Here is a 12564-nt window from a genome sequence, read left to right as displayed (position 1 = left end):
ATAAGCTTAGGAACAAGACAAGTTGATAAACAAAATAAGCTTTACATGACAGGTGGACTTATTGATGGCAATACTGCTGGAGCTTCAGGTGGAGGTATTTTTATACAATGTAGACTACTTGATGGTGGCAAATCTATTGCTTATATCTCATCTGGTAAAATAACTAATAATAAGATGAGTGGCACTGGTAAGACAGAGATGGCTTTTGGCGGTGGCGGTATTTATGTTAATGGTTTCCCTGCTTCATGGGACTATGCTGGCACACATTTTTATGGAGAAAATGGCGAGTTATATTTAACAAATGCTATAATAAGAAATAATAATTCTGATAAGGAAGGAGCTGGATTTGCTGGTTGCCCTATATCAAAAACACAATTTTATGTAAACAATGGTGTTGCTATATATGGCAACAATACTAGAGCTGGAAGAAATAATGATAAGGGAAAGACAGTTTATTTATTGTCAAGTAAGTTTTATATGTCTCATAGTGGACAAGCGGAATATAAACTTGATAAGAGGATGTTAGGTGGAGCACCATACGATTGGAAAAAAGTAATAGGCTCTGAAATAATTCCTTTGCCAGATAATGAACTAGAAGCGACATTGCCAGAAAATTCTGAATTAGCATTAAATTCAAATGACAAATGCAATAATCTTACAGAAGCCTTAGGAAAGGCAATAATTGAGGGCAATTATTCAGCTACAAGAGGAGCAGGTATTGGCAGTAACGGTACAATAAAATTTGGGACAGAGGCTCCTACTACTGAAGTTTCTGTAGAAAAGAAATGGAACGACAATGATGATGAAAAGAAAGTTCGTCCTGTATCTATTACTGTAAACTTAATTGCTATTTATGACAAAAAAGAATATAAAGTTGATTCGGTTGTATTAAACAAAGATAATAATTGGAAACATACTTTTAAAGATTTACCTACAGTTAATGATAACAATACAATAACTTATACAGTTAAAGAAGAAACTGTTACTGGATATAGTTCTAAAATAACAGGTTCAGAAAAAGACGGCTTTACTATAATAAACACACCTGAAGAACCTAAAAAAGAAACTAAAGAAATCAAAGTAAGTAAAGTTTGGGATACAAGTGATAAAAAAGCCTTTGCAAAAGAAATTACTGTTGAATTATATAAAAATAATGAAAAAACAGACAAAACATTAACACTTAATGAAGATAATAATTGGCAAGGTACATTTGAAAATCTTGACGCCAAAGACGAAAACGATAAAGAAATCACTTACACAGTGAAAGAAGTCGGAGAAAAAGATAATAAAATAACTTTCGATGGCAAAGAATTTAAAGTAAGTTACAAAGCTACTACTGATGGCTATACTATCACAAATAGCTACAATCCACCAGAAGAACCAAAGAAAGAATACAGAGACATCTGTGTAGAAAAAGCTTGGGATATAAGAGGCATGAAGCCTATTAGCCACATCGAAGTAGAATTATATAGAGATGGCAAAGCTACAGGAAATACTCTAGTTTTAAGTGAAGCGAATAGCTGGAGCGGAAGTTTCAAGAACTTAGAAAAAGCCTCTGATGACGGACACATCTATAATTATAGTGTTAAAGAAATTGGCGAAAAGTTCTACACTGTAGAAATATCTGGCGAATACTACGAAGTTATATACAGAGGCAATATGGATAGTGGCTTCACTATAATCAATAAAGAAGAGCCTCCAAAGAAGCCTCAAAGAAGAGATATCAGAGTCAGAAAAGTTTGGGACGTCACAAATAAAATACCAGTTGATGAAATTCAAGTTGAGCTATACAAAGACGGTAGAGCAACAGGAAATGTGATTACACTAAGCGAGGCCAATGGCTGGAGCGGACGTTTTGAAGATTTAATTGCATATGACGCGGAGGGCGTTAAATACGAGTACAGCGTAAGAGAAGTTGGCGAAGCATCGAGCAGGGTCAGCATATCAGGCAGTGACTACGACGTTAGCTACGAAGGTGATATGAATCATTCATTTGTAATCATAAATAAAGAAAATTCTCCACTAAAGAAAAAGATTGACTTTGGAGTTAATAAAGTTTGGAGATCTGATGGAAAGACGGAAGCAGTTCAAGTAGAATTATATATGGACGGAGCTGCTACTGGCAAAATCATCACACTTAGCGAGGCTAATGGCTGGAGTGGTGCCTTTACAGATCTTGATCTAGAAGATGCTAAAGGCAATAAGCATGTATACACTGTTAAGGAGGTAGGTGAAGCAGGTGGCCAATACACAATTGGCGAAAGAGTATTCACTGTAAGCTACTCAGGTGATATGCATAGTGGTATAAGTATAATCAATATCGAAGAACCTCCAAAAGAAGAGGAGGAAGAACCATCAAAAGATAAAGATGATGAGCCAAAAGAAAAAGATAAAGAGCCTGAAAAACACATAATACCAAAGACTGGTGTTGAAGAAGGAACTTTATCCATAGTCTTAGCGCTAGTTGTTCTAGTCGGACTATTCTTTGTAAAGAGAAAACTTAATGAGGGTAAAACTAAATAGATTTTAGAAGATATCTGCTAGGCGATTGATATGCTTAGCAGATATTTTTATATATAATAAGAAAGAACTATGAGCGGCGTGCCCATAGTTCTTTTTTGCGAGAAGATTATTTACTTTTTTCTTTTGAACGTCTTAAATTTAAGTTTTCTTTAAGAATATCAAGAAAAGAATCAATATTGTAATTGTGAGGAAGAGACAAAGTACATTCAATTGCGGAACAATCTTCTAAGTCCTCTTCAAGTATATCAAGTGAGCGCACCTCGATGCCCTCGCTCATACACAATTCTTTAAATTCTCTGCTTTTAAAGTTCTCACTGTCAAATTGCATGTAAAACTTAATTAATTCTCTTTTATTTAGGAAATCATTTAGCCCTTTTAAATTAACTAAAGTGATTAGACAAATGATAGTTGCGATAATTGCTCCTTGGTAATAGCCGATACCGACAGCAAGACCATTGGCAGCACAAAGCCAAAGAGTTGCCGCAGTCGTTAGTCCCTTAACAACATCCTTCTTTTGCAGTATAGTGCCTGCACCAAGAAAGCCGATACCGCTTATGGCTTGTCCGGCAAACTTCGTTGCGTCCCAGCCCTTGTCACCGTAGAAGCCTTCAAAGCCGTCGACAGATATGAGCATGATTAAACAAGAAGCAAGCGAGACGATGATGTGAGTCCTAAGACCAGCCGCTCTGTTTTTTCTTTCACGCTCTATGCCTATCAAGGCTCCAAGTAGTGCTGCAAGTAAAAGTCTTCCAATAATATGTAATGTCTCCATCAAATCACCATCCTATTAGGTATTATAACATAAATATATATATAAAGGTAAAGAATATGAAAATTGTAAAAATATTTTAATTATTTGCAAAAAAAATGCTTGACATTCGTCTTGACTTATTATATAATTATAAATTGCATAATTAGGATTTAAAATGGGTTTTTATTCTCAAAATCTTAATTTAGGGTACGACATATAGTAGGTTATTTTGATAAGGGGTGAATATTTGGATGCTACATCCTGTTGAAAACGGAAAAAGAACTAGAATGAGTTATTCTAGGATAAAAGAAGCTTGCGAGATGCCAAATTTTATTGAGGTACAAACTGCATCGTTTGACTGGTTTTTACATGACGGCTTAAAGGAAGCTTTTGACGACATATCACCTATTGATGACAATGGTGGTAGCTTAGTATTGGAGTTTGTCAATTATACTATAGGAAAGGAACTAAAGTATACTGAAGAAGAGTCCAGAATTAAGGACACAAACTACAGTGCTCCTCTTAGAGCAAGGGTTAGACTAATTAACAAAGACACTGGAGAGGTTAAAGAGCAAGAAGTATTTATGGGAGACATACCTATCATGACTGATAAGGGTACTTTCATAATCAATGGTGGAGAAAGGGTTGTTGTTTCACAAGTCGTTCGTTCGCCAGGCTGCTACTACAAGAAGGAAATCAATAAGAATGGTGAGCTTGATTACAGCGCAACTATCATACCAAACCGTGGGGCTTGGCTAGAATTTGAAACTGATGCGAGTGGCGCTTTATATGTAAAGATTGATAAGAACAGAAAAGTTATCATCACATCACTTCTTAGAGCTTTAGGTGTTGTTTCTGATCTTGAAATTGTTGAAACATTAGGTGAAACTAATGATTTATTAACAACTCTTGAAAAGGATACCGCAAAGACTCAAGATGAGGCTTTAATTGAGATCTACAAGAGACTTAGACCAGGCGAACCAGAAGCCGTAGACAGCGCTAAATCACTACTTAATAATCTATTCTTTGACCCTAAGAGATACGACTTAGCTAAAGTCGGAAGATATAAGTTCAACAAGAAGTTATCTATAGCAAGAAGGATAGAAAATCACACTCTTGCCATGGATGCGGTGAACCCTATCACAGGTGAATTAATCTATGAAAAGGGCACTCATCTTGATAGACCTATGGCGCAAAAGATTGAAGATAACTTTGTTAATACCATTGACATAGTTTTGGACAATGGTGAAGAGATCAGGGTTGTAGGCAATAACTTTGTATATCCTGAAGCTTTTGATACAAAGGTTAATTTTGAAGAGCTTGGACTTAAGGATAAGATATATGCACCACTAATGCATGAACTTATGGACGAAGCTAAGGACGACGAAGAGCTTAAAAACTTAATCATAGAAAATATTAAAGAAATATATCCAAAGAGAATTGAAATTGATGACATAATTAGTAGCATCAACTACCAATTCAACCTAATGCGTGGTGTTGGTCAATTTGACAACATCGACCACTTAGGTAACAGACGTGTAAGAAGCGTTGGCGAATTACTTCAAAATCAATTCAGAATTGGTCTTTCCAGAATGGAGAGAGTTATTCGTGAAAGAATGACTACTCAAGACCCTGAAGCTGCTACTCCTCAAAGTCTTATCAACATAAGACCAGTAGTTGCCTCACTTAAGGAGTTCTTCGGTTCATCACAACTTTCTCAATTCATGGACCAAACTAACCCTCTTAGTGAGTTAACTCACAAGAGAAGGATGTCTGCTTTAGGACCTGGAGGACTTTCAAGGGATAGAGCGGGCTTTGAAGTAAGAGATATTCATAACTCACAATACGCTAGAATGTGCCCTATCGAAACACCAGAAGGACCAAACATCGGTCTTATCACATCCTTAGCATCATTTGCAAGGATTAATGAATATGGTTTTATCGAAGCTCCTTATAGAAAGGTAGAAAAAGGTACAGGAAAAGTTAGTGATGAGATTGAATATATCAGCGCTGACATTGAAGATGAGTGCATCATAGCTCAAGCGAACGAACCAATTGACGAAAAAGGCTACTTTAAAAATGACATCATCGTTGCTAGAAGTAAGGCTGAAAACGATACTTTGATGGACATGTTCAGAAAAGAAGAAATCGATTACATGGACGTTTCACCTAGACAAATAGTTTCAGTTGGTACAGCGATGATACCTTTTTTGGAAAATGACGACGCGAACCGTGCGCTAATGGGTTCAAACATGCAAAGACAAGCAGTTCCACTACTTATGACAGAAGCACCTATCGTTGCGACTGGCATTGAGTACAAGGCTGCTAAGGACTCAGGTGTATGTGTTGTTGCTAAAAACGACGGTATTGTTAAAAAAGTTGATGCAAAGAGCATCGTTATTGAAAATAAAGACAAGAACATTGATTCATATAAATTAATTAAATTTACAAGCTCTAACCAAGGCACTACTATTAACCAAAGACCTATAGTTCAAGCGGGTGAAAAGGTTAAGAAGGGCGATGTAATTGCGGACGGACCAAGCACTAACCTTGGTGAAATGTCACTAGGCAAGAACATATTAGTAGCGTTTATGACTTGGGAAGGCTACAACTACGAAGACGCGATACTAATCAACGAAAGACTTGTTTATGAAGATGTATTGACATCTATTCATATAGAAGAATACGAATCAGAATCAAGAGATACAAAGCTTGGACCTGAAGAAATCACTAGAGATATTCCAAACACTAGTGAAGAGCTTCTTAAGAACCTTGACAAAGACGGTATCATTAGGATTGGAGCTGAAGTTAAGGCTGGCGACATCTTAGTTGGTAAGGTTACTCCTAAGGGAGAAAAGGATCTACCTGCTGAAGAAAGACTACTAAGAGCTATATTTGGGGAAAAATCAAGAGAAGTAAGAGATACATCTCTTAAGGTGCCTCACGGCGAAGCTGGTATAGTTGTTGACGTTAAGGAATTTACAAGAGAAAATGCAGATGAGCTATCACCTGGCGTAAACAGGATGGTTAGAGTATATATCGCTACAAAGAGAAAGATCTCTGTTGGTGACAAGATGTGCGGTAGACATGGTAACAAGGGTGTCATCTCAAGAATACTTCCTGAAGAGGACATGCCATACTTACCAGACGGCACACCACTACAAATCCTACTAAACCCAATGGGTGTACCATCTCGTATGAACCTTGGACAAGTACTTGAAGTTCACTTGGGTATGGCGGCTAAAAAGCTTGGTATGTACGTTTCAACACCAGTATTTGACGGTGCTAACGAAAATGACATACTTGAAGCGCTTGACAAGGCAGGATACCCAAAGAGCGGTAAGATTTATCTAAGAGACGGAAGAACAGGAAAATTATTCGACAATCCAGTTACAGTTGGTTACATGTATATGCTTAAGCTTCACCACTTAGTTGACGAAAAGATTCACGCAAGAAGCATCGGACCTTACTCACTAGTTACTCAACAACCACTTGGCGGTAAGGCACAATTTGGTGGACAAAGATTCGGGGAAATGGAAGTTTGGGCCCTTGAAGGTTATGGCGCAAGTCACGTACTTCAAGAGATACTAACTGTTAAGTCCGACGATATCAATGGCCGTGTTAAGACATATGAAGCCATCGTCAAAGGAAAGAACATTCCAGAACCAGGTATACCTGAATCGTTCAAGGTACTTGTAAAGGAACTTCAAAGTTTACTTCTTGACGTTAAGGTCCTTGACCAAGACGACAATGAAATGGAACTTGATGATGAAGATGATTTCATGAACGAAAGAGAAATCATTGCAGGCGACTTCAAGAGCATGGACACTGATTATAAAGAAGATGAAGAATTTGTAAACTTCTTTGACGAAGAATCATCCAAGGGCACAGATGAAGATGAAGATGATATTGATTACGACGAAGATGATGTGGATGAAGATGACTACGATGAAGATGACGATGAGGACATCGAAGAAGATATCGACGAAGATTTTGAAGATATAGATGAAGAAGATTTGGACATGGACGACGATTTAGACATAGGCAGCGACATCGACGAGATCGATGAAGACCTAGACGATCTAGATGACGATAGTTCTTTGTAGAAAGACAAGGAGGAAGGTAATTTGTTCGAATTAAATAAATTTAACAGTATTCAAATAGGCCTTGCATCAAGCCAAGACATCAGAGAGTGGTCTAAGGGAGAAGTTAAAAAACCAGAAACAATAAATTACAGAACATTAAAGCCAGAAGCAGAAGGCTTGTTCTGTGAAAAGATATTTGGACCTGTAAAAGACTGGACTTGTCACTGCGGTAAATACAACAAGATTAGATACAAAGGCATGATATGCGATAAGTGCGGCGTTGAAATTACAAGAGCTAAGGTAAGACGTGAAAGGATGGGCCACATAGAGCTTGCTAGTCCGTGTACACACATTTGGTACCTTAAAGGAACACCTTCAAGGATAGCCATAGTACTTGACGTTTCACCAAAAGAGCTTGAACACGTTGTTTACTTCGCTTCATATATAGTTATGGATCCAGGCAAAACTGGCTTAAAGTATAAACAAATCTTAAATGAACAAGAATATTCAGAAGCTATAGATATGTTTGGCTACGGTTCATTCGATGCTAGGATGGGCGCAGAAGCTATACTTGAATTGCTTAAGGCCATAGACCTAGATAAAGAAGCACAGGAGCTAACAGAAGAGCTTGAAGGCGCATCTACACAAAAGAAGATCAAAGTTTTAAGAAAGCTTGAAACTATCGAATCATTCAGACAATCAGGCAACAGACCTGAGTGGATGGTTATCGAAGCACTTCCAGTTATACCACCAGATTTAAGACCTATGGTTCAATTAGATGGCGGTAGATTTGCGACAAGCGACTTAAATGATTTATATAGAAGAGTTATCAACAGAAACAATAGACTTAGAAGACTACTTGAACTAAACGCACCAGAAATCATTACAAGAAACGAAAAGAGAATGCTTCAAGAAGCGGTTGACGCACTGATTGATAACGGTAGACGTGGAAGAGCGGTAACTGGTCCTGGTAACAGACCGCTTAAGTCTCTATCCGATATGATAAAGGGTAAACAAGGTAGATTTAGACAAAACTTACTAGGTAAGAGAGTTGACTACTCAGGTAGATCTGTAATTGTTGTAGGACCTAAGCTAAAGTTCTACCAATGCGGTCTTCCTAAGATGATGGCACTAGAACTGTTCAAGCCATTTGTAATGAGAAGACTTGTTGAAACAGGCAAGGCTCATAACATTAAGAGCGCTAAGCGAATGGTAGAGAGAGCTAAATCAGATATTTGGGACGTACTTGAATACGTTATCAAGGATCACCCAGTACTGTTAAACAGGGCACCTACTCTTCACAGACTTGGTATTCAAGCCTTTGAACCAGTTTTAGTTGAAGGTAAGGCAATAAAACTACATCCACTAGTATGTTCAGCATATAATGCGGACTTCGACGGTGACCAAATGGCGGTGCATCTACCACTATCAATAGAAGCACAAGCTGAAGCAAGATTATTAATGCTTTCAATTAACAATATTTTGGCACCAAAGGATGGTAAGCCAATTTCAATACCATCACAAGACATGGTACTAGGCTGCTATTACATGACACTTGATATAGAAGGAAGCAAGGGCTCAGGCCACATCTTCGAAGATTATGATGAGATGATAAAGGCTTATCAATTAGGACTTATTGACCTACACGCAAAAGTTAAGGTTAGAGTAAAACTTGATGAAGACGACAGAGGTAAACTTGTTGAATCAACAGTTGGTAGATTCATTCTTAATAAGAAGATACCTCAAGACCTTGGTTTTGTAAATAGGGAAGAAGATCCATACTCACTAGAAATTGACAGAGTTGTTTCAAAGAAGACTTTGGGAACTATACTTGATAAGTGCTATCAAAAGCACGGTAACATTGTTACTAGTAAGCTACTAGACCACATCAAATCAACTGGTTACAAGCACTCAACACTTTCAGCAGTATCTATATCTATGGCGGACGTTGTAGTTCCTAAGGAAAAGACTGAGCTTATAGACAAGGCACAAAAGGAAGTAGAAAAGTACGAAAGAGCTTACAGAGACGGCTTCATGACTGAAGAAGAAAGATACGAAGGTGTTATCAATATTTGGAACGGCATCACTGATGAAGTTACTGAAGCACTTATGAAGTCACTAGACCCATTAAACAACATCTTCATCATGGCGGACTCAGGAGCCAGAGGTAGTAAGAACCAAATCCGTCAATTAGGCGGTATGCGTGGTCTGATGGCATCATCAACTGGTAAGACAGTAGAAATCCCTATCAAGTCAAACTTTAGAGAGGGACTATCAGTACTAGAGTTCTTCTTATCATCACACGGTTCTAGAAAGGGTCTATCAGACATCGCCTTGAAGACAGCGGACTCTGGTTACCTAACAAGAAGATTGGTTGACGTATCTCAAGACGTTATTGTAACAGAAGACGATTGCCACACTGATCAAGGACATACTGTTAGAACTATAAGAGATGGCAAAGAAATTCTTGAAGAGCTAGAAGAAAGACTTGTAGGCAGATATGCTTTTGAAGACATAGAAAATCCTAAAGACGGTTCAATCATCGTTAAGAAGGACGAACTTATAGATGAAGAGACAGCTCACTTTATTCAAGAGATAGGCATAGAAGAAGTTAAGGTAAGAAGCGTTCTTACTTGTCAAACTAAGCACGGCGTTTGCGCTAAGTGCTACGGAAGAAACTTGGCAACAGGCAATATCGTAAATATTGGTGAATCAGTTGGTATTATAGCCGCTCAATCAATAGGCGAGCCAGGTACACAGCTTACAATGAGAAACTTCCACTCGGGTGGGGTAGCCAACGCAGACGATATCACTCAAGGTCTTCCGAGAGTTGAAGAACTTTTCGAAGCTAGAAAGCCAAAAGGACAAGCGCAAATCGCTCAAATTTCAGGTACTGTATCAATCAACGAAGACGATCCACAACAAAGAGTCATTGTTATTACAGATGACAAAGAAGGCATCGCAGTTGATCACCCTGTAAATTATGCGGCAAGACTTAAAGTCCATGAAGGCGACTACATTGAAAAAGGTAAAGAAATCACAGAAGGTAACGCATCACCTCAAGAAATCATGAAGGTTCTTGGCGTAGAAGGCGTTGAAGACTATATAATAAAAGAAGTACAAAGAGTATATAGAATGACAGGTATCGATATCAATGACAAGCACATTGAAATCATCTGTAAACAAATGCTTAAGAAAGTAAGGATAGAAGCACAAAACGATTCTTCATTCTTACCAGGAGCACTTGTAAACATATACGACTTCATTCATGAAAACAAAAAACTTAAAGAAGAAGGCAAAGTACCAGCAGAAGGTAAGAGAATATTACTTGGTATATCCAAGTCATCACTAGCAACAGATTCATTCTTATCAGCAGCTTCATTCCAAGAAACAACAAGAGTTTTAACTGAAGCGGCTATCAGAGGCAAGAAAGATGAGTTAGTAGGACTTAAGGAAAACGTTATCATAGGTAAGATCATACCAGCAGGTACAGGCATGCTTAAGTATAGAAACATCAAAGTTAAAGAAGACGAAACAGTTTTGAAGAAACAAATGGAAGAAGAAATGAAGAGAAAGAAGAGAGAGATAGATGACACAAACCTATTTAAAGACTTTGATGAAGATGAAAAAGATAAGAAGACTAAGAAAGAAGAAGACGTTAAGGAAGAAGTAAAGGATAATCAAGATGCTATCGAACTAGATAAGATTATCAAAGACCTACTTAACGAAGAAAAAGAAAGAAAGTCTTCTAAAGATAATTAGTATATTTAAAAAATAAATATAAGTGGAGACAGTCAAGATATTTTACCTAAATTTAATGAAAAATATCTTGACTTTTTCCGTAATGCGTGGTACAATTCTCTTATGTGTGAAAGTTCACGCTATTAATAGAGCTAAAGGAGGATGCTTAATGGATACCGACACCTTGGGGCCGAATTGTGTAGTAGGCTTTAAACAGGTAACAAGGGGGCTAAAATCCGATCTCTTCAAACAGGTTTTTATCGCTCTTGATGCAGATGGGGACATAAAGATGCTTATCGAAGAAGAGGCAAGTAAAAAATCTGTTGATGTTGTTTATATAAATACAAAAGAAGAGCTTGGAAAACTCTGTGGTATTGAGATAAATGCAGCTGCCGCTGCTTTATTAAAATAAATTTTTATGTAAGGAGGTGCTTTGATGCCAACGATTAATCAATTGATTAAAAAAGGAAGATCAAAAGTAGTTTACAAATCTAAATCACCAGCTTTAGATACAACTTATAACTCACTTAAGAAGAAACAATCTTTAGTAAATGCTCCACAAAAAAGAGGAGTATGTGTTGCTGTAAAGACAGTTACACCTAAGAAGCCAAACTCTGCCTTAAGAAAAGTTGCTAAAGTTAGACTAGTTAATGGATATGAAGTTTCAGCTTACATTCCAGGAATTGGTCACAACTTACAAGAACACAGTGTTGTTCTTATAAGAGGTGGAAGAGTAAAAGACCTTCCCGGCGTACGTTACCACATAATTAGAGGTACACTAGATACAGCCGGAGTTGAAAACAGAAGACAAAGTAGGTCTAAATACGGTTCTAAGAAACCTAAAGAAGAAAAGAAGTAAAAAACAATTTTAGTCGTTGAAATGCAAAGCATTAAATAGATGAAGAGCATTTTGGCGCTAGACGGCTTTTAGAGATTTGCCGAGTACCAATGAATCTACTAAGATAGTTAAGGAGGGAAGAAAAAGTGCCAAGAAAAGGACACGTGCCTAAACGTGAAGTAATGCCTGACGCAAGATACAATGATGTTGTAGTAACAAAGTTAATAAACTCAATCATGCTAGACGGCAAAAAAGGCTTAGCTCAAAGCATAGTTTACGGGGCATTTGATATAGTTGCAGAAAAGACAGGTGAAGACGCTCTTGAACAATTCTACAAGGCTATGAATAACATCATGCCAGTACTAGAAGTTAAGGCAAGACGTATTGGTGGTGCCAACTACCAAGTTCCATTGGAAGTAAGACCTGAAAGAAGACAAACTCTAGCAATAAGATGGCTTGTACAATACTCCAGAGCAAGAGGAGAAAAGACAATGACTGAAAGATTAGCAAAAGAGTTGATGGACGCAGCCAACGGTCAAGGAGCTTCTGTTAAGAAGAGAGAAGAAGTTCACAGAATGGCTGAAGCAAATAAAGCATTTGCACATTATAGATATTAATAATAAGGG

The 12564-nt window shown here is 37.6% G+C and carries 7 protein-coding genes; 6 read left to right on the top strand and 1 reads right to left on the bottom strand.

Going from position 1 to position 12564, the window contains the following annotated elements; genetic code table 11:
* The first annotated feature begins 45 nt into the window (after positions 1-45).
* Positions 46-2523, top strand: coding sequence for a Cna B-type domain-containing protein (locus BN3004_RS01285; protein ID WP_058259478.1), 2478 nt, complete (start codon positions 46-48; stop codon positions 2521-2523).
* A 106-nt stretch (positions 2524-2629) separates the two neighbouring features.
* Here the strand turns inward: BN3004_RS01285 and BN3004_RS01280 are convergent, their stop codons facing one another.
* Positions 2630-3295, bottom strand: a complete 666-nt coding sequence (locus tag BN3004_RS01280) for an MgtC/SapB family protein (protein WP_058259477.1) — start codon at positions 3293-3295, stop codon at positions 2630-2632.
* Positions 3296-3525: 230 nt separating this feature from the next.
* On the opposite strand from BN3004_RS01280, the gene rpoB reads away from it, so the two are divergent.
* The 5 genes from rpoB (at position 3526) to rpsG (ending at position 12555) form a co-directional block, all read left to right on the top strand.
* Entirely contained in the window at positions 3526-7380 is a 3855-nt protein-coding gene (rpoB, locus tag BN3004_RS01275) for a DNA-directed RNA polymerase subunit beta (RefSeq protein WP_082244037.1), read from the top strand.
* A gap of 21 nt (positions 7381-7401) precedes the next feature.
* Positions 7402-11121: a DNA-directed RNA polymerase subunit beta' gene (gene rpoC, locus BN3004_RS01270; RefSeq protein ID WP_082244036.1), complete on the top strand. Its 3720-nt coding sequence runs from the start codon at positions 7402-7404 to the stop codon at positions 11119-11121.
* A gap of 148 nt (positions 11122-11269) precedes the next feature.
* Positions 11270-11512, top strand: a complete 243-nt coding sequence (locus BN3004_RS01265) for a ribosomal L7Ae/L30e/S12e/Gadd45 family protein (RefSeq protein WP_058259476.1) — start codon at positions 11270-11272, stop codon at positions 11510-11512.
* A gap of 24 nt (positions 11513-11536) precedes the next feature.
* A complete protein-coding gene (gene rpsL, locus BN3004_RS01260; protein ID WP_058259475.1) occupies positions 11537-11959 on the top strand; it encodes a 30S ribosomal protein S12 in 423 nt (140 codons plus the stop codon).
* A gap of 125 nt (positions 11960-12084) precedes the next feature.
* Positions 12085-12555, top strand: a complete 471-nt coding sequence (gene rpsG, locus BN3004_RS01255; RefSeq protein WP_058259474.1) for a 30S ribosomal protein S7 — start codon at positions 12085-12087, stop codon at positions 12553-12555.
* The last annotated feature ends 9 nt before the right edge of the window (positions 12556-12564 follow it).

Origin of the sequence: Fenollaria timonensis (assembly GCF_001457835.1) — a bacterium.
In the GTDB taxonomy this organism is placed as follows: domain Bacteria; phylum Bacillota; class Clostridia; order Tissierellales; family Peptoniphilaceae; genus Fenollaria; species Fenollaria timonensis.
The sequence above is the reverse complement of the archived record's forward strand: the minus strand, read 5'-3'. Positions and strand labels throughout refer to the sequence as shown.